The organism is Burkholderia metallica, from assembly GCF_902832845.1.
In the GTDB taxonomy this organism is placed as follows: Bacteria; Pseudomonadota; Gammaproteobacteria; order Burkholderiales; family Burkholderiaceae; genus Burkholderia; species Burkholderia metallica.
This window is the reverse complement of the sequence record NZ_CADFDB010000017.1, coordinates 1-20,724: the sequence shown is the minus strand read 5'-3', so window position 1 is coordinate 20,724 and position 20,724 is coordinate 1. Positions and strand designations below refer to the sequence as shown.

The window sequence follows — 20,724 nt, the reverse complement described above, 5'->3', positions numbered from 1 at the left end:
CCCCGAACGAATATCCAGAAGAGGAGAGCAGTCTTGGCGAGAACGAAATCCACGCGCGCAGCGCCGGCCCCCGGCGCCGGTGTGATCTTCGCGTTGCGTGCGATCGGTCTCGTGCTGCTCGCGCGCTGGCTGTTCTCGATGTCCCAGATGGGCTATCGCTCGTCGCTGTCGGCGATGGTGTCGTCGCCCTGGGCGTTCGTCTACCTGCTGTTGATCTTCCTGTTGCTCGCGCTGCCGGGCGCCGCCGCGCGCGCCGAACGGCCGTTTCATCCGCTGCCGCAGTGGCTGCGTCAGGCGCTGCGCGCCTTCGCGCTGATCGGTCTGCTGTTCGCGATCTGGTCGATCGGCATGTTCGTCTGGGCGGACGGCTGGCGCCTCGCGCTGCATGCGGTGACGGCGACCAACGGCTGGCTCGTCGCCGCGCCGGCGCTTTATGCGGCGATCGTGTGGATCTGCCGCCCGCGGCCGCTGTGGCGCACCAACGTGGCCGCGCGTCGCTTCGCGATCGGCCGTTATGCGATTTCGCTCGACGTGCTGACGCGTACCGTGATCGTCTGGATGGAAAGCCGCAAGGTCGGCCAGTACGACGCACGTGAACTGTCGGTGCGCTGGCCCGGCCACGCCGCGCCCGCAGCGGGCGACGGGGCGCCGCACGCGCAGCCGGCCGTCGTGCCGCCGCGTCGCGGCAGCCTGTTCAATCGACCGAAGGTCGAACTGCTGTGGGATTCGCCGGCGGCCGTCGGCCATAACCGGCAGATCGTCATGCGCGCGCCGCTCGCGACCGAAGGCGACCGCGTCGCGGTGCTCGCGCTCGACGCCGCGCTCAAGCAGATCGTCTGACAAGGCCCGCGCGCGGGCGAGAGGGAGGCGTGATGATCGTCCGCTGGTTGCTGGCTGCCGTTCACCTGAGCGCGTTCGGCGTCGCGTTTGCCGCGATCGCGGGGCGCAATCGCGCGTTGCGCCGGCTCATCGCGTCGGCGCAGGCGGCCGACCTGCCCGGTGTATTCAAGGCCGATGCCGCGTGGGGGCTGTCGGCGCTCGTGCTGATCGCGACGGGCCTGACGCGCGCGTTCGGCGGTTTCGAGAAAGGCACCGCGTACTATCTGCACGAACCGCTCTTTCACCTGAAGATGACCGCGCTCGTGCTGATCCTGCTGCTCGAGGTCGTGCCGATGCTCGGGCTGATCCGGTGGCGCATCGCCGCGCGGCGGCAGCAGATGCCCGATCTCGGCCGTGCGCGCACCTATGTGCGCATCGGCCATTGGCAGGCGGTGCTCGTGATCGTCATCGTGTTCGCCGCGTCGGGGATGGCGCGGGGGATCGGGGCAGGCGGGTAGGTCCGATCGACCGGGCGAATCTGCCGCCCGGTCCGTGTGCGTTCAGCGCACGAGGCAGGGACGCTTGTTGTTGAAGGTCCAGCCGGGAATCAGGTACTGCATCGCCGCCGCGTCGTCGCGGGCGCCGAGCCCGTGCTGCTTGTACAGTTCGTGCGCGCGCGCGACCGCATCCATGTCGATGTCGATGCCGAGCCCCGGCCGCTTCGGCACGTCCACCAGGCCGTTCTCGATCTTCAGCGGCTCGCGCGTCAGCCGTTCGCCGTCCTGCCAGATCCAGTGCGTGTCGATCGCGGTGACCTGGCCCGGTGCGGCCGCCGCGACATGCGTGAACATCGCGAGCGACACGTCGAAGTGGTTGTTCGAATGCGAACCCCACGTGAGGCCCCAGTCGCGGCACATCTGCGCGACGCGCACCGAACCCTGCATCGTCCAGAAGTGCGGATCGGCGAGCGGGATGTCGACGGCCTGCAACTGCACCGCGTGACCCATCTGCCGCCAGTCGGTCGCGATCATGTTGGTGGCCGTCGGCAGCCCCGTGGCGCGGCGGAATTCGGCCATCACCTCGCGGCCCGAGTAGCCGTTCTCCGCGCCGCACGGATCTTCCGCGTAGGCGAGCACGTGATGCTGGTCGCGGCACAGCCGGACGGCCTCGTCGAGCGACCACGCGCCGTTCGGGTCGAGCGTCACGCGCGCGTCCGGGAAGCGCTCGGCGAGCGCCGTCACGGCCTCGATCTCCTTCGCCCCTTCGAACACGCCGCCCTTCAGCTTGAAGTCGTTGAAGCCGTAGCGCGCATGCGCGGCCTCGGCGAGCCGCACGACCGCCTCGGGCGTCAGGGCGGCTTCGTCGCGCACGCGCGTCCAGTCGTCGGTCGCGCCGCTGCCGTCGCGGTAGGCGAGCGCGGTTTTCGTGCGGTCGCCGATGTAGAACAGGTAGCCGAGCATTTCGACGCGCTCGCGCTGCTGGCCTTCGCCGAGCAGCGCGGCGACCGGCACGCCGAGATGCTGGCCGAGCAGGTCGAGCAGCGCGGCTTCGAGCGCGGTGACCGCGTGGATCGTCGTGCGCAGGTCGAAGGTCTGCAGCCCGCGGCCGCTCGCGTCGCGGTCGGCGAAGGTGCGCCGCACGTCGTTGAGCACCGCGTGGTAGTTGCCGACCGGTTGGCCGACGACGAGCGCGCGCGCATCGTCGAGCGTGCGGCGGATGCTTTCGCCGCCGGGCACTTCGCCGACGCCCCTGCGGCCCGCGCTGTCCTTCAGGATCACGAGGTTGCGGGTGAAGAACGGGCCGTGTGCGCCGCTCAGGTTGAGCAGCATGCTGTCGTGGCCGGCGACCGGAATCGCTTGCAGGTCGACGATACGCGGCGTGTCGTGGGAGGGCGAGGCAGTGACGGCGTTCATGGGCGGCGGTGGCGAAAGGGTGGTCGGTGCCGTGCGGCAAAAGCTTTGCCGCGCGCGGCGGGAGGTGCGATCATTCGACAACCGACGTGCGCGACGCGCAAGCCCCGCATATCGACGCAACCCCGAAACGGGGTGGAGCGACAACCGGGCCAGCGGAGCGCAGAACGCGAGCGCTGGCCGATCGTCACGCACGGGACCGGGTGGTGCAGCAGGCCGACCTGAGTCGACAGGAGATCCGTGCACCGATCATCAGTCGTCGGATGACTTGTGACGCAGTATAATGAATCATCGGCTTTCGCTCAAACCCCGCGTAAACCCTCGGCTCACATTACGATCATTCAAAAAGGAACCGGCCTCATGTCCACGCTTCCCGCAGCGCCGCGCCGTCGCGCACGCAGCCTCGCACAAGATGTCGTCGACGCGCTGACCGCGCAGATCGAAAACGGCACGCTGCGTCCCGGCGACAAGCTGCCGACCGAAACCGAAGTCATGGCGGCGCAGGGCGTGAGCCGTACGGTCGTGCGCGAGGCGATCTCGCGGATGCAGGCGAGCGGCCTCGTCGAGACGCGCCACGGGATCGGCAGCTTCGTGCTGGAGCCGTCGCGCCGGCAGACGCTCGGCATCGACCCGGCGACGATCACGACGCTGCGCGACGTGCTCGCGGTGCTGGAACTGCGCATCAGCCTCGAAAGCGAATGCGCGAGCCTCGCCGCGCAGCGCGCGAACGATACCGATCTGGCCGCGCTGCGGCGCGCGCTCGACGCGATCGCGACGGGGGCGGGCGGCGGCCGCGGCACGGCGCAGCTCGACTTCCAGTTCCATCTGCAGATCGCGCAGTCCACCGGCAACCGCTATTTCGTCGACATCATGACGCAGCTCGGCACGTCGATCATCCCGCGTACGCGCGTAAATTCGGCCCGCTTCGCCGGCGACGACCTGGAGCGCTACGTCGGCCGGCTGAACCACGAGCACGAGGACATCTACGAGGCGATCGCGCGCCACGACCCGGAAGCCGCGCGCGCAGCGATGCGCACGCATCTCACCAACAGCCGCGAGCGGCTGCGTCGCGCGCACGAGGCGGCCGAAGCCGAGCGCGACACGCAGGCCGGCTGACGCGCGGGGCGGCGCGGCCCGCATGGCCGCCGGCCCGGTTGAATCGCGTCAACATCAGTCGTCATACAAGATGAAGCCCGATGCATCGATTACCGGGGCCGGGCGGCGCATCCGCCGCCGGCCGCCGGCATCGCCGTTCAGCCTCCCTTCGTCGTGATCGTCTTCCACGCGCCGTTCTTCACCTGGTACAGCGTCGACATCCCGCTCTTCAGCGAGCCGTCGTTCGCGAACGAGATGCGGCCGGTGACGCCTTCGAAATCGATCTTCTTCAGCGCGGGGCGATAGGCCTTCGGGTCGGTCGAGCCGGCCGCCTGCATCGCCTTGATCGCGGCCCACGCGGCGTCATAGCCGAACTGCGCGTACGACAGCACATCCACGCCGAAGCGTTTCCTGAAACGCTGTTCGAAATCCTTCCCCTGCGGCAGCTCGTCGAGCGGCCGGCCGTATTCCCACGCCATCGCGCCTTCGGCGGCCGGGCCCGCGATCTTGATGAACTCGTTGTCCTTCACGCCGCCGCCGCCGACGAACTGCGCGTTCAGCCCGAGCTGGCGCATCTGCTTGATGAAGTTCGCGGCGAGCGAATCGAGGCCGCCGAAGAAGATCAGGTCGGGGTTCTTGGCCTTCAGGCTCGTGATCTGCGCGCGGAAGTCGACCGCCTGGTTGCTGGTGAATTCGCGGCCGATGAGGTTCCCGCCGGCCGCCTTCACGGCCTTCTCGAATTCGTCGGCCTCGCCTTGGCCGAACGCGGTGCGGTCGTCGATGATCGCGATGCGCTTTGCCTTCGTCACGTCGACCGCGTACTTGCCCGCGTTGCCGGCGTTCTGCCCGTCGGTCGCGATCACCATGAACATGTTCGCGAGCCCGCGCGACGTGAGCGTCGGGTTGGTCGCGGCCGGATCGATCACCGGGATGCCGGCCTTGTCGTAGACGACCGACGCCGGAATCGTCGTCCCCGAGTTGAAGTGGCCGACCACGACCGACACGTTCTGGTCGACGAGCGCCTGCGCGGCCTGCACGCCGATGCGCGGGTCGGCCTGGTCGTCCTGCACGACGAGGTTGAAGTGCGCGGGCTTGCCGGCGATCTGCACCTTCTGCGCGGCGGCATCGTCGAGCGCGAGCTGCACGCCGTTCTGCAGGTCCTTGCCGTAGCCGGCGTTCACACCCGTGAGCGGCGCGGCGAAACCGACCTTCACGTCGGTCGTATCGGCGGCCTGGGCGGCGTGTTGCGAGAGGAGGGCGAGCGCGGAGGCTACCGACACCGACAGCAGGGAATGACGGAATTTCATGGGGTTCCTCTTGTTCGATACCTGCGAGTGGGTACCGCATGCGCCCGGGCGAGCAGGGCGCGTGCGACGGGCGGGCGGTTCGACCGCTTCTCGGAATCGGGCGGGGAGGTCGGCATCGTGATCCTCGGAAGGTCTCCCGTCAGGCGCCGCGAAGCGCCCCGATCGCCTCGATATATAGGTCGCCGATATGCGTGGGTCTTGGAAAATTGCCGCGCATTCGGTGCGGATTTGCGCATAGCTTCCGCGCGTGGGCGGGCGGCCGGTATCGGGAGTTTCCCGTCGCGGATCGCGCGGGCGCAGAGGAGGAGAGCGAGGGAGAGCGAGGGAGAGCGAGGGAGAGCGAGGGGCGGGGAAGCGGCACGGCCCGCCGGGGCCGTGCCGCGCACGGGATGCCGTCAGTCGGACAGTGCGTCCGATGCGGCTTCGGCATCGTCGTGCGATGCATGCGTGCGGATCAGCGGATCGCTGGTGCTCGGGCGGCCCGTCTCGACGTGGCCCGCGAAGCGGCGCAGGAAGCCGAGCAGCCGGCCGTCGCTGACGGTCAGGTCGTACCAGCCGTGGCTGCCGCGCAGATCCCAGTAGTCGTCGACCTGCTGGCCCGGCGCGAGGTCGAACGTACGCGCGCGGCCGTGGCCGTAGGCGTTCGTGACCTTGAGCCGCACCGCCTTGTGGCCGCGGTTCATCAGGCGCAGCGTGATGTTGCCGTTCGCGACGTCGTAGCCGTAGATCACTTCGGGGTTCACGTTCGCGCTGCCGACGCCGGTCGCAAACGGGCCGCGGAAATGGCAGTAGAAGCCGTTCGGGCCGTACACGTCGAGATCGTACAGGCCGAGCGACGCCGCGGCGCTCCACGTATCGGCGATCCGCTTGCCGGCTTCGACCGTGTATGCCCACGGGCCGTCGACGCGGTTGCGGGACTGCACCTGGAACGCGGCGCCCGCCCGGCCCGTGTTCGCGAAGGTCAGCCGGAACAGGCCGTTCACCGATTCGACGCGGCCGTGCACGAACAGCTCGTACGGCAGCGCCCGCGCCGGACGCAGCCCGGCCTCCTGCGTCGGCAGCTTCTGCAGCAGCGGCGGCACGGGGATGTAGTCGGGATGGCGCAGGCGGTCGGGCGGCGCGTAGCCGCTCGTGTCCGGCAGCGTCGGCCAGCCGGCGTTGGCCGTCGCGAAATCGAACGCGGCGGTCAGGTCGCCGCACACCGCGCGGCGCCACGGCGAGATGTTGCCGGCCTTGACCGGGTATTGCGCGCCGAAACGCGCTTCGATGAATTGCAGCAGCGACGTGTGATCGAAGGTCTGCGAGCAGACCCAGCCGCCTTTCGTCCACGGCGACACGACGAGCATCGGCACGCGCGGCCCGAGCCCGTACGGGCCGGCCATGTGCGACGCGTCGCCGGCGAACACCTCGTTGGTCGTCGCGACGGTCGACAGCCCGTTGTCGCGCGACTGCGGCGCGAACGGCGGCGGGACGTGGTCGAAGAAGCCGTCGTTCTCGTCGTACGTGATGAAGAGCGCGGTCTTGCTCCACACGTCCGGATTCGACACGAGCGCCTTCAGCACCTCCTCGATGTACCACGCGCCGTAGTTCGCCGGCCAGTTCGGGTGCTCGGAATACGCTTCCGGCGCGCAGATCCACGACACCTGCGGCAGCGTGCCGTTCTTCACGTCCTGCTGCAGCACGTCGAACAGCGTGCCGCCGGCGCTGATGTTGGTGCCGGTGCGCGCCTTGTCGTACAGCGGCGTGCCGGGCAGCGCGGTGCGGTACTGGTTGAAGTAGAGCAGCGAGTTGTCGCCGTAGTTGCCGATGTACGGGTTCTGCGTCCAGCCCCACGAGCCTTTCGCGTCGAGCCCCGTGCCGACGTCCTGGTAGATCTTCCACGACACGCCGGCGTTCTCCAGCACTTCCGGATAGGTCGTCCAGCCGTAGCCCTTTTCCTCGTTGCCGAGCACCGGGCCGCCGCCCGTACCGTCGTTGCCGACGTAGCCCGTCCACATGTAGTAGCGGTTCGGGTCGGTCGAGCTCGGGATCGCGCAGTGGTACGCGTCGCAGATCGTGAACGCGTCGGCGAGCTGGTAGTGGAACGGGATGTCGTCGCGCTTCAGGTACGCCATCGTCGTGGTGCCCTTGTTCGGCACCCACTGGTCGTAGCGGCCCTTGTTCCATGCCGCGTGCATGTCCTGCCAGCCGTGCGGCAGGTCCTGCAGGAACTGCATGCCGAGCTTGTCCGCGCCCGGGTGGAACGGCAGCAGTTCGGCCGGGCCGACCGGCTGGTGGAACACCGACTTGCCGTTCGCGAGACGCAGCGGGCGCGGGTCGCCGAAGCCGCGCACGCCGCGCATCGTGCCGAAGTAGTGGTCGAACGAGCGGTTCTCCTGCATCAGGATCACGATGTGTTCGATATCGCGGAGGGTGCCGGTGCGGCGGTTCGCGGGAATCGCAAGCGCATCGCGAATCACGGGCGGGAACAGGTTCAGCGCGGCGGCGCCGGCGGTGCCGGCAGCGACGCGCAGGAAATCACGACGGTTCGATCGGGTCATGGTCGTTATCGTGCGGTAAAGGAGGGAGCCGATTGGCGGGACCTGCTGGAAGGGCGTGCCCGGGTCGCAGGATGCGGCTGCGCCGGGTCGTGCCGCCGCGAGCATAGCGAGGAATCGGTGTCATTCATGTGAAGTCCGGAAACGTTTGCAGGCGCGGCGAAGCGGTGTCGAAGCCGTGTCGGAGCGCGAAACGCCGGCGGTCGCGGCGACGCACGGGTAAGGCGGGAAAGCGGTACGGGTAAGGCGGGAAAGCGGTACGGCGCGGGACGCGCGCCGGTGACGTGCAGGGCGGCGCCGGCGCGTCACGCGCGTCAGGCGTCGGTCACCCACGCGCCGAACCATTCGCTCGGGCGCGCGATCTCGTCCTGCGCGGCGACGAGTTCGAGCTCGTAGCGGCGCGCATCGTAGGTGGCCTTCACGACCGCGTGCACGGCCGCGAGCGTATGCTCGAACGCGGCGCGCACGGAGTCGCCGCGCAGCCGGCAGGCGACGAAGATCGCGCTGGTCAGGTCGCCGACGCCGACCGGATGGCGCGGAAACGCGTACAGCGGACGCTGGCCGATCCACGCTTCGGTTTCGGTGACCGCGAGCATGTTGAAACGATCGGCCGGGCTGTTGCGGTCGTGCAGGTGCTTGACGAGGACGATCTGCGGGCCGCGGCGGATCAGCGCGCGGCACGCTTCGACGGCTTCGGCGACGGTTTCGATGCGCCGGCCGACGAGCTTCTGCAGTTCGGTGTGGTTCGGCGACATGCCGTCCGCGAGCGCCGGCATCTCCTGGACCATGAATTCCTCGACGCCGGGCTCGGGCCGGATGCCGCCCGTCTGGCCCATCGCCGGATCGCAGAAGTACCACGCGTTCGGGTTCATCGCCTTCACGGTGCGGACGATCTCGACGGCGGCGCGCGCCTGCGGCGGCGAGCCGAGGAAGCCGGACAGCACCGCGTCGCAGCGTTTGAGCGCGCCGATCGCGGCGACGCCGTCGACGAGCTGCTCCATCTTCGCGGCATCGATCGCGCTGCCGGCCCAGTGGCCGTACTGCATGTGATTCGACAACTGGACCGTGTTGAGCGGCCAGACGTTGATGCCGAGGCGCTGCATCGGGAATACGGCCGCGCTGTTGCCGGCATGGCCGTAGATGACGTGCGACTGAATGCTGAGGACGTTTTTCATGGGAATCGCCTGCACGCGTTTCAGGGTCACGTCACACGATACCCGAGTTCGTCGCGCGCGCGGAAGTCGCGCGGCCCCGGAGTGTTGCGCGCCGTCGTCAGCGCGACCGCGTAGAATCGCGGGGCGCGAGGCGGCCCGGCCGCCCGCGTGCGTCCCCAATCACCGTGATTCGCCATGCTTTCGATTCGCAAGATGTTGTACGCCGCGCGCGCCGTCGCGCTCGGCGCGTGTGCCGCCGTCGCGTGCGCGATGCCGGCGGCCGCCGCATCGCCCGCCGGCAACGACGGGCCCGTGTACGGCCCGCGCCTGGAAGGATTCGCCTATCCGGCGCCCGTGCATCTGTATATGTTCGTGTCGCAGCGCGAGACCCTCGAGATGGCCTACCTCGACGTGCCGCCCGCGCATCCGAACGGCCGCACCGTCGTGCTGCTGCACGGCAAGAACTTCTGCGCGGCGACCTGGGAGGACACGATCGGCGTGCTGAGCCGTGCGGGCTTTCGCGTGATCGCGCCGGACCAGATCGGCTTCTGCAAGTCGTCGAAGCCCGAGCGCTACCAGTACACGTTCCAGCAACTCGCGCGCAACACGCACGCGCTGCTCGAATCGCTGGGGGTGAAGTCGGCGACGATCGTCGGCCACTCGACGGGCGGGATGCTCGCGATGCGCTACGCGCTGATGTATCCGAAGGCGACCGACGAGCTCGTGCTGGTGAACCCGATCGGTCTGGAGGACTGGAAGGCGCTCGGCGTGCCGCCGCTGTCCGTCGACTACTGGTATGCGCGCGAACTGAAGACCACGGCAGACGGCATCCGCCGCTACGAGCAGGCCACGTACTACGCGGGCAAGTGGTCGCCGTCGTACGAGCGCTGGGTGCAGATGCTGGCCGGGATGTATCGCGGCGCCGGTCGCGACGTGGTTGCGTGGAACTCGGCGCTGATCTACGACATGATCCTCACGCAGCCGGTGGTCTACGAACTCGGCGCGATCCGCGTGCCGACGCTGCTGATGATCGGCGACAAGGACACGACCGCGATCGGCAAGGACGTCGCGCCGCCCGACGTGCATGCGAAGCTCGGCCGCTACCCGGAACTGGCGAAGCGCACGCAGGCCGCGATTCCCGGCGCGCAGCTCGTCGAATTCCCGGCGCTCGGGCACGCGCCGCAGATCCAGGACCCGGACGCGTTCCACAAGGCGCTGCTCGACGGGCTGGAGGCCGTGCACCCGCAGTGACGCGGGAGCGGCCGCGTGCAGCCCGGGCGTGCGCCGTCAGCGCGTTTCGCTCGCGAGTTCGTCGCGGATCTGCGCGGTCAGCTCGAACGAGCGCAGCCGGGCGGCGTGATCGTAGATCTGCGCGGTGACGATCAGCTCGTCGGCGCCCGTCTGTGCGATACGGTCGCGCAGCTTGTCGCGCACCGTGTCGCGCGAGCCGACCGCCGCGAACGACAGCGAATGCGCGACCGTCGCGAGTTCGAGCTCGTTCGCCTCGAGCACGTCGACGGGCGGCGGCAGCTTGCCCGGCGTGCCGCGCCGCAGGTTGATGAACTGCTGCTGCAGCGACGTGAACAGGCGCCGCGCCTCGTCGTCGGTATCGGCCGCGAACACGTTGACGCCGACCATCGCATGCGGCTTCGGCCACGCGGCTGACGGCCGGTACTGCGCACGATAGATCTCGAGCGCGCGCATCAGGTAATCCGGCGCGAAGTGCGACGCGAACGCGAACGGCAAGCCGAGCATCGCGGCGAGCTGCGCGCTGAACAGGCTCGAGCCGAGCAGCCAAACGGGGACGTCGAGCCCCGCGCCGGGTACCGCGCGCACGCGCTGGCCCGGCACCGGTTCCGCGAAGTAGCGCTGCAGCTCGGCGACGTCGTCCGGAAACGAGTCGGCGCTGCCGATCAGGTCGCGGCGCAGCGCGCGCGACGTGGTCTGGTCGGTGCCGGGCGCGCGGCCGAGGCCGAGGTCGATGCGCCCCGGATACAGCGACGCGAGCGTGCCGAACTGCTCGGCGATCACGAGCGGCGCATGGTTCGGCAGCATGATGCCGCCCGAGCCGACCCGGATCGTCTGCGTGGCGCCCGCGACGTGGCCGATCACGACGGCCGTTGCCGCGCTCGCGATGCCGGGCATGTTGTGATGCTCGGCGAGCCAGTAGCGCCGGTAGCCCCAGCACTCCGCATGCTGCGCGAGATCGACGGTGTTGCGGAACGCCTGGGCGGCGTCGGCGCCGGCCGGAATGGGGGCGAGATCGAGTACGGAAAACGGAGTCATCGGGCGGCCTTCGAAGAGGGGGCAAGGTGATGCGCGTACGCAACAAATGCCGAGGATTTTGCCAAAGGGTTCCGGAACGTGCAGGGCGCGGCCCGATACCCATGCGCCTTTCAGGGGTGCAGGGTTGAATTTCGCGGTCGTTGCAAAAATCAATCTAATCGCCGATTAATTACCAATCTTTACGGCGATTGAACGTGAATCCGCATCGACGTACAAATTTGCACGAAACGACTGATTTTCAAGACTGCAATACGCCTGCAAACCGCTTACGCTAACGTGAACGCGGGTATACGCGAGTGGCTCGCCAACTGCGCAGCTTTGCCGAAACAGCACAAGTCCGTTTCTCATAGCGCCGAGCGCCGGGGGCCGCAGACTGCTAAAATCCGGCGCCTGTCCGTTGTGCCAAAGGTCGCCATACGCGTCTTCCCGCATCCCGTCCGGATATCGCGCGGCGTGCACCGCGCGAAACCGGGCACGGCCGGACCCGCAGCACGGGTCGGGCCTCCCCCTACACAGACGCTGCTGGAAAAGGAGTCGGGTCGTGCCCGCGTTCGCCGTTGCCGGAATACCGCATCACGCTCAATCACGTTCACGTGGTCTCCATGGCGTTCAGGTCGCCGGGAGGCGTCACGCATGACGGCTACCGCAACGATGTTCGACTGGCTCCTGATCGTCTTCACGCTGGCCGCGGCCGGTTATGCGCTCGTCGCCGCGTTCGCGCCGCGGCCGCGTACGCCGCGCACGGCGGCGCGCGACGGTTTCGAGCCGGTCAGCGTGCTCAAGCCGCTGTGCGGCGCGGAGCCGCACCTTTACGAGAACCTCGCGACCTTCTGCGAGCAGCGTCATCCGCGTCATGAAGTGCTGTTCGGCGTCGCGTCGGCGGCCGATCCGGCCGTGGCCGTCGTCGAACGGCTGCGCGCCGATTATCCCGAGTGCGACATCACGCTCGTGATCGATGCGCGCGTGCACGGCAAGAACCTGAAAGTCAGCAACCTGATCAACCTGGCCGAGCGCGCGAAGTATGGCCGGATCGTGATCGCGGACAGCGACATCGCGGTGCAGCCCGACTATCTGGAGCGCGTGACGGCGCCGCTCGCCGACGCGTCGGTAGGCGTCGTCACGTGTCTGTATCATGCGCGCAGCGTCGGCGGATTCTGGACGCGGATCGGCGCGCAGTTCGTCGATGCATGGTTCGCGCCGTCGGTGCGGATCACGCACCTCGGCCGCTCGAGCCGCTTCGGCTTCGGCGCGACGCTGGCGCTCACGCGCGACACGCTCGACCGGATCGGCGGGTTTTTCGCGCTGAAGGACGAGCTGGCCGACGATTTCTGGCTGGCCGAGCTGCCGCGCCGCCTCGGGCGCCGCACCGTGCTGTCGGAGGTCGAGGTCGCGACCGACGTGATCGAGCCGTCGTTCGGGCCGCTGTGGCACCGCGAGACGCGCTGGCTGCGCACGATCCGTTCGCTGAACCCGGCCGGCTTCGCGTTCCTGTTCATTACATTTACCGCGCCGTGGCTCGCGATCGGCGCGGCGCTCGCGCTGCGCCTCGACGGCACCTTCGCCGGCTCGCTGGCGGGCGCGGCGGCCGTGGTGGGCGCGTTCGGGCGGCTCGTGCTGCACGCGCGCGGCGAGGACGGCTGGCGCGCGTTCTGGCGCGACCTGCCGCTCGTCGCGGTGCGCGACACGCTGCTCGCGCTCGAATGGCTCGCGGCCGTGTTCGGCACGCACGTCGTGTGGCGCGGCGCACGGATGACGGTGGTCGGCGGCGAGCGCGCGACGGCCGCAGTGGAAGCAGTGGACGGCCGCTAGGGCCGTCGATCGAACCCGGCCCGAGGGCCGGGATGCGTTGCGCGGCGAGGCCGCGCGGCGCGACATGACAGAGAGGCGGGCGCCGGTACGGCGGCCGCGGTTTTTTGACTGGATCGTGGTGACGAATCGAACTATGCAGGCTACCGGAGCATTCATGAAAACGCTGTTCTTGCAGGCCCCTTCGTATGACGGCTTCGACGGCGGAGCCGGCTCGCGCTATCAGGCGAAGCGCGAAATCCGTTCCTTCTGGTACCCGACGTGGCTCGCGCAGCCGGCCGCGCTCGTGCCGGGCAGCCGCGTCGTCGACGCACCGGCCGACGGCCTGTCGGTCGAGGAAACGCTGAAGATCGCGAACGACTACGATCTCGTGATCATCCACACGAGCACGCCGTCGTTCCCGACCGACGCGATGTTCGCGCAGGACCTGAAGAAGATGAAGCCGTCGATGCTGGTCGGCATGGTGGGCGCGAAGGTGATGGTCGATCCGCACAACTCGCTCACGGCGAGCGACGCGATCGACTTCGTGTGCCGCGAGGAATTCGACTACACCTGCAAGGAACTCGCCGAAGGCAAGCCGTTCGCCGAGATCAAGGGCCTGAGCTGGCGCGCGAAGGACGGCTCGATCGAGCACAACGAAGCGCGTCCGATCCTCGAGAACATGGACGAGCTGCCGTTCGTCGCGCCCGTCTACAAGCGCGACCTGAAGATCGACAACTACTTCATCGGCTACCTCAACTATCCGTACGTGTCGATCTACACGGGCCGCGGCTGCAAGTCGCGCTGCACGTTCTGCCTGTGGCCGCAGACGGTCAGCGGCCATCGCTACCGCACGCGCTCGGTCGAGAACGTGCTCGCGGAAGCGAAGTGGATCCGCGACAACATGCCGGAAGTGAAGGAACTGATGTTCGACGACGACACCTTCACCGACGACCTGCCGCGCGCGGAAGCCATCGCCATCGGGCTGGGCAAGCTCGGCATGACGTGGTCGTGCAACGCGAAGGCGAACGTGCCGTACAAGACGCTCAAGGTCATGAAGGAAAACGGCCTGCGCCTGCTGCTGGTCGGCTTCGAGTCGGGCGACGACCAGATCCTCGTGAACATCAAGAAGGGCGTGCGCACCGATTTCGCGCGCCGCTTCAGCGCGGACTGCAAGAAGCTCGGCATCAAGATCCACGGCACCTTCATCCTCGGCCTGCCGGGCGAGACGAAGGAAACCATCAAGAAGACGATCGAGTACGCGAAGGAAATCAATCCGCACACGATCCAGGTCTCGCTCGCCGCGCCGTATCCGGGCACGACGCTCTACAAGCAGGCCGTCGAGAACGGCTGGATGGAAGAGAACAAGACCATCAACCTGGTGAGCAAGGAAGGCGTGCAGCTCGCGGCGATCGGCTATGCGCACCTGTCGCGCGACGAGATCTATCACCATCTCGAGCAGTTCTATCGCGAGTTCTACTTCCGTCCGTCGAAGATCTGGGAAATCGTGCGCGAGATGCTGACGAGCTGGGACATGATGAAGCGTCGCCTGCGCGAAGGCGTCGAGTTCTTCCGCTTCCTGCGCGCGCACGAGGCGTAATCCGTGGCGACGCAGCGGGCGGCGCGGGCGCTGATCTTCACCGCGGACGACTTCGGGCTGCATCCGCGCGTCAACGCGGCGGTCGAGCGTGCGCACCGCGACGGCGTGCTGAACGCCGCGAGCCTGATGGTCGGCGCGCCGGCCGCGGCCGATGCGATCGACCGCGCGCGGCGGCTGCCGTCGCTCGCGGTCGGCCTGCACCTGGTGCTCGCGGACGGGCCGGCCACGCTGCCCGCGCATGAGATTCCCGCGCTCGTCGGCCCCGACGGGCGGTTCGGCGACGCGATGGCGAAGGACGGCTGCCGCTTCTTCTTCCTGCCGCACGTGCGTGCGCAACTGCGTCGCGAGATTCGCGCGCAGTTCGATGCGTTCGCGGCGAGCGGCCTGCCGCTCGACCACGTGAACGCGCACAAGCATTTCCATCTGCATCCGACCGTGCTGTCGCTGATCATCGAGATCGGCCGCGACTACGGGCTGCGCGCGGTGCGGCTGCCGTACGAGACGCGCGCGCCCGCGCTGCTCAAGCCGTGGATCGCGCTCGTGCGCGCGCGGCTCGACCGCGCGGGGCTCGCGCACAACGACTACGTGGTCGGGATCGAGCATACGGGCGCGATGGACGAGGCCGTGTTGCTCGATGCGCTGGCCGCGCTGCCGCAGGGCGTCGGCGAGATCTACTGCCATCCGGCCGAGGCCGGCGACGGCCCGATCACGCCGACGATGGCCGGCTACCGTCCGGTGGACGAACTCGACGCGCTGCTGTCGCCGCGCGTCGCGGCCGCGCTGAAGGCGGCGGGCGTTGCGACCGGCGGCTTTGCCGACGTGTTCGGCCAGCGTGCGGCACGGCGCGGCGCGCAGGTGCCGCGCGCGGCGGGAGCGCGGCCGTCATGACCCGGTGGATCAAATGGCTCGGCTGGCCGCTCGGCATCGGCATCCTGCTCGCGCTGGGGCTGCACGAGGGTGTCGGCGACGTGTCGCAGATGCTGGCGCGCGCCGGTTACGCGCTGCTGTGGCTGGTGCCGTTTCATGCGCTGCCGCTGCTGCTCGATGCATACGCGTGGCACCTGCTGCTCGACAGGCGCGCGTCGCTGCCGTTCCTGTGGTGGATCGCGACCGTGCGCGAAGCGGTGAACCGGCTGCTGCCGGTGGTCGGGATCGGCGGCGAGCTGGTCGGCATCCGGCTCGCGCGCTGGCAGGTGCCCGACGCGAGCCGCGTGACGGCATCGGTGATCGTCGAGGTGCTCGTGACGATCGTCGTCCAGTATGCGTTCGCCGCGCTCGGTCTCGTGCTGCTGCTCGCGACGACGGACAACATGGGCGGCGGCACGATCGGCCTTGCGCTGCTGCTCACGCTGCCGCTGCCGGTGCTCGGTGTCGTGCTGATGCGCCGCGGCGGGATCTTCCATGCGATCGAGCGTTTCGCAGGCCGCCTGCTCGGCGATTCGCACCGGCTGCTGCAGGGCGTCGACGGCAAGCGGCTCGATGCCGACATCGATGCGCTGATGTCGCGCACGGGCCTGCTGTTCAGCGCGTTCTTCTGGCAACTGGCCGGCTACGTGCTCGGCGCGCTCGAGATCTACTGGGCGCTCGCGCTGCTCGGCCATCCGGTGTCGATCGGCGGCGCGATCGCGATCGAGGCGATGACGCAGGCCGTGCGCCATGCGGCGTTCATGGTGCCGGGCGGCCTCGGCGTGCAGGAGGCGACCGTCGTGCTGCTCGCGCAGATGTTCGGCGTCGACCGCGAGACGGCGCTGTCGCTCGCGGTGGTCAAGCGCGGCCGCGAGGTGCTGTTCGGCTGCCTGGCGCTCGGTTCGTGGCAGCTTGCCGAACTCGTGCGCACGCGGCGGCGCATCGATGCGCCGCCGGCCGCGCCGCGCGCGCCGCAGGCGGCGCGCCGCGCGGACCACGCCAAAACCGAAACGACGCATTGAACACGAGACGGGCCGCGCGCCCGTCTCGCGCTTTTGGCGTGGCGCGGGTATCCTTGCCGCGTGTTTTCTCGACGCGCATTTCTTCCGATGAATTTCCGTTTCCGGCTGCTCCCCGTGACGATGCTGGCCGCCGCGCTGGCGCTGACCGGCTGCGACGACAAGCAAGGCAACCTCGACGTGCAACGTATCAGGGACTTCTTCAACGCGATCAAGCCCGCGCCGCTGCTGCTGAAGGGGCTGAAGGTCGGCGAATCGACCGAGGCCGACGTGCGCGGCACGATGGGCAAGCCCGAGACCGAGCGCGACTTCACCGACGGCTCGAAGCGGCTCGAATACCCGCGCGGCCCGATGGGCAACCAGACGTGGTTCGTCGATCTCGATGCGAACGGCCGCTACACGGGCGCGACGCAGGTGCTGACCGCCGAGAATTTCGCGAAGGTGCGCCCCGGGATGAACGAGGACGAGGTGCGGCGCCTGCTGGGCAAGCCCGGCGACGTCGCGCAGTATCCGCTCAAGCCCGAGATCGTCTGGAGCTGGCGCTGGCTCGAGGACGGCGTCAACACCGACGCGTTCTTCAACGTCCATTTTGGCCCGGACGGGCTCGTCTATACGACTTCGCGCTCCGACATCCTGAAAGGGCGGTAAGCGCAACGGTCGTCGGCGCTATATCGAAAAAGCGACCGGAAAATTGCAAAAAGTCCGCTTCCTGGCCGGTTATCCGGTTGTCAGGAAGCGGCTTTTTTCCTTTTGAAACAGCGGTGTAGACCTCGATTGCAAATGGTGGGATGAATTGCTGCAACGCAGCAACCGGATGGCGGGTGATTTGAGGCAATCTATTTCGCTTGCGACTATCCGCGTCAGCCCGACGCGGGACAGGTAGACGCGTCGGCATTCATTCCAACTCTGGAGACGCGCGTGTTCCTTTACGGCTTTGGTCCCGTCCTCTGGGCCGGCACCGTGCAGACCATCGAGCTGTCGGTGCTGTCGCTCGCCACTGCGGTGGTGCTGGGGCTGATCGGCGCGGTGGCGAAGCTGTCGCACAACCGGGTGCTGCGATCGATCGCGACCGGTTATACGACGCTGATCCGCTCGGTGCCCGATCTCGTCCTGATGCTGCTGCTGTTCTACAGCATCCAGATCTGGCTGAACCAGTTCACCGATTTCGTCGGCTGGAACCAGATCGACATCGACCCGTTCGTGGCCGGTGTGCTGACCCTCGGCTTCATCTACGGCGCGTACTTCACCGAGACGTTTCGCGGTGCGTTCCTGTCGGTGCCGCGCGGCCAGCTCGAAGCCGGTGCGGCATACGGGATGAGCGGCGCGCGCGTGTTCGCGCGGATCATGTTTCCGCAGATGATGCGCTTTGCGCTGCCCGGCATCGGCAACAACTGGCAGGTGCTCGTGAAGGCCACCGCGCTGGTGTCGATCATCGGTCTCGCGGACGTCGTGAAGGCCGCGCAGGACGCCGGCAAGAGCACGTTCAACATGTTCTTCTTCATCCTCGTCGCGGCGCTGATCTATCTCGCGATCACGACCGTTTCCAACCTCGTGCTGATCCAGCTCGAGAAGCGTTATTCCATGGGCGTGCGGCACGCAGAACTATGATCGAGATCCTCCAGGAATTCGGCCAGGCGTTCCTTTACTGGGACGGCCAGCGCCTCTCCGGCCTCGCGGTGACGCTGTGGCTGCTCGTCGCGTCGATTTCGCTCGGCTTCGTGTGCGCGGTGCCGCTCGCGGTGGCGCGCGTGTCGAAGAAGAAGTGGGTGTCGACGCCGGTGCGGCTCTACACGTACGTGTTCCGCGGCACGCCGCTCTACGTGCAGTTGCTGCTGCTGTACACCGGCATGTACAGCCTCGAGTTCGTGCGGTCGCACTCGCTGCTCGACGCGTTCTTCCGGAGCGGCTTCAACTGCGCGATTCTCGCGTTCGCGCTGAACACCTGCGCGTACACGACCGAGATCTTCGCGGGGGCAATCCGCGCGATTCCGCACGGCGAGGTCGAGGCGGCGCGCGCGTACGGGATGTCGCCATTCACGATGTACCGACGCGTGATCCTGCCATCGGCGCTGCGCCGTGCGCTGCCGCTGTACAGCAACGAGGTGATCCTGATGCTGCACGCGACGACCGTCGCGTTCACGGCGACCGTGCCGGACATCCTGAAGGTCGCGCGCGATGCGAATTCGGCGACCTACATGGCGTTCCAGTCGTTCGGAATCGCCGCGCTGATCTATCTTGCGGTATCGTTCGCACTCGTCGCGGCGTTTCGCCGCGCCGAGCGCCACTGGCTCGCGTACCTCGCGGCCGCCCGTCATTGATTCACTTCGAGGAGAGCCAGTTGGCCGAGATCATTCAAACGAGCGCAGCCGCTTCCACCAAGCTTGCCGCGGTCGACATCCACAAGCGCTACGGCGACAACGAGGTGCTCAAGGGCGTATCGCTGAGCGCGAAGGCCGGCGACGTCATCAGCATCATCGGCGCGAGCGGCTCGGGCAAGAGCACGTTTCTGCGCTGCATCAATTTCCTCGAGCGGCCGAATGCGGGGCAGATCGTCGTCGACGGCGAGACCGTGCGCACGAAGACCGACCGTGCCGGCGCGCTCGAAGTCGCCGATCACAAGCAGCTTCAGCGCATCCGCACGAAGCTCGCGATGGTGTTCCAGCACTTCAATCTCTGGGCGCACATGAACGTGCTCGAGAACGTGATGGAAGCGCCGGTGCACGTGCTCGGCATTTCGAAGAAGGAAGCCGAGGAGCGTGCGCGCGCGTATCTCGAGAAGGTCGGCCTCGCGCCGCGCGTCGAGAAGCAGTATCCGTCGCACCTGTCGGGCGGCCAGCAGCAGCGCGTGGCGATTGCGCGCGCGCTGGCGATGCATCCGGACGTGATGCTGTTCGACGAGCCGACGTCGGCGCTCGATCCGGAGCTGGTGGGTGAAGTGCTGAAGGTGATGCAGAAGCTGGCCGAGGAAGGCCGCACGATGATCGTCGTCACGCACGAGATGGGTTTCGCGCGCAACGTGTCGAACCACGTGATGTTCTTGCATCAGGGGCGGACCGAGGAAGAGGGCGATCCGAAGGAGGTGCTGGTGCGTCCGCAGAGCGAGCGGCTCAAGCAGTTCCTGTCGGGCAGTCTCAAGTAACGCGAAGGGCGGTTTTCAACCGTGGTACCGGTGTCTCGTCCCGCAGGCGCCACCCGCACGACGCAGGTGGCGATCGTTGCATTGCCGCCCGTGTCGATGTCGGGTGTGGGTCCGATCGTCGATGCGTTGAATCTCGCGAACGAGATCGACGGGCGGCTGCTGTATCGGTGGCAGGTGTGTTCGTGGGACGGGCGGCCGGTGCCGCTCGCGGGCGGTGCGCAGTGGCATGCCGATGCGGCGTTCAACGATGCGATCGCGTGCGACTGGGTGATCGTCGTGTCGGAGCGGTTTCAGCAGTTTGCCGACTATCGGTTGTTTCTCGCGAGTCTCGCGCGGGTGGGGCAGCGTACGCCGGTCGTGACCGGGATCCATCACGGCGTGTGGTGGCTTGCGATGGCCGGGCAGCTTTCCGGGTATCGCGTGAGCGTGAACTGGGAGACGTATCAGCAGTTCGCCGAACAGTTCGAGCGGTCGATCGTCACGCAGCAGATCTTCGAGATCGATCGCGATCGGGCGACCTGTGCCGGGGGGCAGGCGACCGTCGACTTCATGCTGGCCATGATCGGCCGGGAACATGGGGTGGATCTCGCGGAGCGGATCGCCGATGCGCTCGGGGCCGGCACGCTGCGCAGCGGCGAGGAACGCCAGCGGATTCCTTTCGTCACCGCGCCCGGTGAGCGGCATCCTCGGTTGAACGACGCGTTGCTTCTGATGGAAGCCAATGTCGAGGATCCGCTCACTACCGATGAAATCGCTGAGCTCGTGGGCGTTTCTCGCCGGCAACTGGAGCGGCTCTTTCGACAGTATCTCGGGGCGATGCCCTCCAAGTATTACCTCAATCTTCGGTTGCTCAAGGCTCGGACTCAGTTGCAGCGGACTAGCAAGTCGGTTGTGCAAGTTAGTCTTGCCTGTGGGTTTTCTTCCGCTGCGCATTTTTCTAATGCCTATCGGGAGAGGTTTGGCGTGACGCCTCGGGAAGATCGGAGGGCTTGGCTCGAGAAGCAGACCGGCGGAGGTGGGGAGCCTCGCGGGGGCGCGCTTGTCGAGCGTGGGGGGAAGGATTAGGTTTTTTTGGGTGGTTCGCTTGCCAGTTTTCGTGAAGCACCTGTTGTCGTGTCGGTCTATTAGTGTCGCCCCTGCGCGGGGCGGCGGTTACTTTTCTTTGTC

At 67.8% G+C, this 20,724-nt stretch carries 18 protein-coding genes; 13 read left to right on the top strand and 5 right to left on the bottom strand.

Annotated elements, in window-relative coordinates:
- The first annotated feature begins 33 nt into the window (after positions 1-33).
- A complete protein-coding gene (locus HWX08_RS31935; RefSeq protein WP_069256175.1) occupies positions 34-840 on the top strand; it encodes a hypothetical protein in 807 nt (268 codons plus the stop codon).
- Positions 841-872: 32 nt separating this feature from the next.
- On the top strand, positions 873-1,337 hold the full coding sequence (locus HWX08_RS31930; RefSeq protein WP_107313887.1) for a DUF2214 family protein: 465 nt from the start codon (positions 873-875) through the stop codon (positions 1,335-1,337).
- A 42-nt stretch (positions 1,338-1,379) separates the two neighbouring features.
- Here the strand turns inward: HWX08_RS31930 and gudD are convergent, their stop codons facing one another.
- Entirely contained in the window at positions 1,380-2,732 is a 1,353-nt protein-coding gene (gene gudD / locus HWX08_RS31925; RefSeq protein ID WP_174922048.1) for a glucarate dehydratase, read from the bottom strand.
- 357 nt (positions 2,733-3,089) lie between these two features.
- On the opposite strand from gudD, the gene HWX08_RS31920 reads away from it, so the two are divergent.
- On the top strand, positions 3,090-3,845 hold the full coding sequence (locus HWX08_RS31920; protein WP_174922047.1) for a FadR/GntR family transcriptional regulator: 756 nt from the start codon (positions 3,090-3,092) through the stop codon (positions 3,843-3,845).
- Between the two features lie 137 nt (positions 3,846-3,982).
- Here the strand turns inward: HWX08_RS31920 and HWX08_RS31915 are convergent, their stop codons facing one another.
- The 3 genes from HWX08_RS31915 to pdxY all read right to left on the bottom strand — a co-directional run bounded on the left by HWX08_RS31915 (position 3,983) and on the right by pdxY (position 8,843).
- Positions 3,983-5,131: a branched-chain amino acid ABC transporter substrate-binding protein gene (locus tag HWX08_RS31915; protein WP_069256178.1), complete on the bottom strand. Its 1,149-nt coding sequence runs from the start codon at positions 5,129-5,131 to the stop codon at positions 3,983-3,985.
- A 395-nt stretch (positions 5,132-5,526) separates the two neighbouring features.
- Positions 5,527-7,671, bottom strand: coding sequence for a phosphocholine-specific phospholipase C (locus tag HWX08_RS31910; RefSeq protein ID WP_174922046.1), 2,145 nt, complete (start codon positions 7,669-7,671; stop codon positions 5,527-5,529).
- A gap of 311 nt (positions 7,672-7,982) precedes the next feature.
- Positions 7,983-8,843, bottom strand: coding sequence for a pyridoxal kinase PdxY (gene pdxY, locus HWX08_RS31905; RefSeq protein WP_069256180.1), 861 nt, complete (start codon positions 8,841-8,843; stop codon positions 7,983-7,985).
- A 174-nt stretch (positions 8,844-9,017) separates the two neighbouring features.
- On the opposite strand from pdxY, the gene HWX08_RS31900 reads away from it, so the two are divergent.
- A complete protein-coding gene (locus HWX08_RS31900; protein WP_174922045.1) occupies positions 9,018-10,073 on the top strand; it encodes an alpha/beta fold hydrolase in 1,056 nt (351 codons plus the stop codon).
- Positions 10,074-10,109: 36 nt separating this feature from the next.
- Here HWX08_RS31900 and HWX08_RS31895 read toward each other — a convergent pair whose 3' ends face one another.
- Positions 10,110-11,108, bottom strand: coding sequence for an LLM class flavin-dependent oxidoreductase (locus HWX08_RS31895; protein WP_174922044.1), 999 nt, complete (start codon positions 11,106-11,108; stop codon positions 10,110-10,112).
- Positions 11,109-11,741: 633 nt separating this feature from the next.
- Between HWX08_RS31895 and hpnI the strand changes: the two genes are divergently transcribed.
- The 9 genes from hpnI (at position 11,742) to HWX08_RS31850 (ending at position 20,622) form a co-directional block, all read left to right on the top strand.
- Complete coding sequence (gene hpnI / locus HWX08_RS31890) at positions 11,742-12,917, top strand: bacteriohopanetetrol glucosamine biosynthesis glycosyltransferase HpnI (protein ID WP_174922043.1); 1,176 nt, start codon at positions 11,742-11,744, stop codon at positions 12,915-12,917.
- 133 nt (positions 12,918-13,050) lie between these two features.
- Entirely contained in the window at positions 13,051-14,493 is a 1,443-nt protein-coding gene (gene hpnJ / locus HWX08_RS31885; RefSeq protein WP_306427094.1) for a hopanoid biosynthesis associated radical SAM protein HpnJ, read from the top strand.
- 3 nt (positions 14,494-14,496) lie between these two features.
- Positions 14,497-15,381, top strand: a complete 885-nt coding sequence (gene hpnK / locus HWX08_RS31880; RefSeq protein WP_174922042.1) for a hopanoid biosynthesis-associated protein HpnK — start codon at positions 14,497-14,499, stop codon at positions 15,379-15,381.
- Positions 15,378-16,421, top strand: a complete 1,044-nt coding sequence (locus tag HWX08_RS31875; RefSeq protein ID WP_174922041.1) for a lysylphosphatidylglycerol synthase domain-containing protein — start codon at positions 15,378-15,380, stop codon at positions 16,419-16,421. Before hpnK ends, HWX08_RS31875 begins: the two co-directional genes overlap by 4 nt.
- Positions 16,422-16,508: 87 nt before the next feature.
- Positions 16,509-17,066: a hypothetical protein gene (locus tag HWX08_RS31870; protein WP_069256186.1), complete on the top strand. Its 558-nt coding sequence runs from the start codon at positions 16,509-16,511 to the stop codon at positions 17,064-17,066.
- Between the two features lie 270 nt (positions 17,067-17,336).
- Positions 17,337-18,026 carry an ABC transporter permease gene (locus HWX08_RS31865; protein ID WP_069256187.1) on the top strand — a complete coding sequence of 230 codons (690 nt, stop codon included), beginning with the start codon at positions 17,337-17,339 and terminating at the stop codon, positions 18,024-18,026.
- A complete protein-coding gene (locus tag HWX08_RS31860) occupies positions 18,023-18,736 on the top strand; it encodes an ABC transporter permease (RefSeq protein WP_069256188.1) in 714 nt (237 codons plus the stop codon). The genes HWX08_RS31865 and HWX08_RS31860 overlap by 4 nt, the downstream gene beginning before the upstream one ends.
- A gap of 20 nt (positions 18,737-18,756) precedes the next feature.
- Positions 18,757-19,557: an ABC transporter ATP-binding protein gene (locus tag HWX08_RS31855; protein WP_069256189.1), complete on the top strand. Its 801-nt coding sequence runs from the start codon at positions 18,757-18,759 to the stop codon at positions 19,555-19,557.
- A 21-nt stretch (positions 19,558-19,578) separates the two neighbouring features.
- Positions 19,579-20,622, top strand: a complete 1,044-nt coding sequence (locus tag HWX08_RS31850) for a GlxA family transcriptional regulator (protein WP_069256190.1) — start codon at positions 19,579-19,581, stop codon at positions 20,620-20,622.
- The last annotated feature ends 102 nt before the right edge of the window (positions 20,623-20,724 follow it).

Excerpts from the sequence above, each read along its gene's own strand:
- HWX08_RS31930 (WP_107313887.1), top strand. The coding sequence starts at position 873 with ATGATCGTCCGCTGGTTGCTGGCTGCCGTTCACCTGAGCGCGTTCGGC.
- hpnJ (WP_306427094.1), top strand. The coding sequence starts at position 13,051 with ATGCAGGCTACCGGAGCATTCATGAAAACGCTGTTCTTGCAGGCCCCT.
- HWX08_RS31870 (WP_069256186.1), top strand. The coding sequence starts at position 16,509 with ATGAATTTCCGTTTCCGGCTGCTCCCCGTGACGATGCTGGCCGCCGCG.
- hpnI (WP_174922043.1), top strand. The coding sequence starts at position 11,742 with ATGACGGCTACCGCAACGATGTTCGACTGGCTCCTGATCGTCTTCACG.
- HWX08_RS31860 (WP_069256188.1), top strand. The coding sequence starts at position 18,023 with ATGATCGAGATCCTCCAGGAATTCGGCCAGGCGTTCCTTTACTGGGAC.
- HWX08_RS31920 (WP_174922047.1), top strand. The coding sequence starts at position 3,090 with ATGTCCACGCTTCCCGCAGCGCCGCGCCGTCGCGCACGCAGCCTCGCA.
- pdxY (WP_069256180.1), bottom strand. The coding sequence starts at position 8,843 with ATGAAAAACGTCCTCAGCATTCAGTCGCACGTCATCTACGGCCATGCC.
- HWX08_RS31875 (WP_174922041.1), top strand. The coding sequence starts at position 15,378 with ATGACCCGGTGGATCAAATGGCTCGGCTGGCCGCTCGGCATCGGCATC.
- gudD (WP_174922048.1), bottom strand. The coding sequence starts at position 2,732 with ATGAACGCCGTCACTGCCTCGCCCTCCCACGACACGCCGCGTATCGTC.
- HWX08_RS31915 (WP_069256178.1), bottom strand. The coding sequence starts at position 5,131 with ATGAAATTCCGTCATTCCCTGCTGTCGGTGTCGGTAGCCTCCGCGCTC.
- HWX08_RS31900 (WP_174922045.1), top strand. The coding sequence starts at position 9,018 with ATGCTTTCGATTCGCAAGATGTTGTACGCCGCGCGCGCCGTCGCGCTC.
- HWX08_RS31895 (WP_174922044.1), bottom strand. The coding sequence starts at position 11,108 with ATGACTCCGTTTTCCGTACTCGATCTCGCCCCCATTCCGGCCGGCGCC.
- HWX08_RS31910 (WP_174922046.1), bottom strand. The coding sequence starts at position 7,671 with ATGACCCGATCGAACCGTCGTGATTTCCTGCGCGTCGCTGCCGGCACC.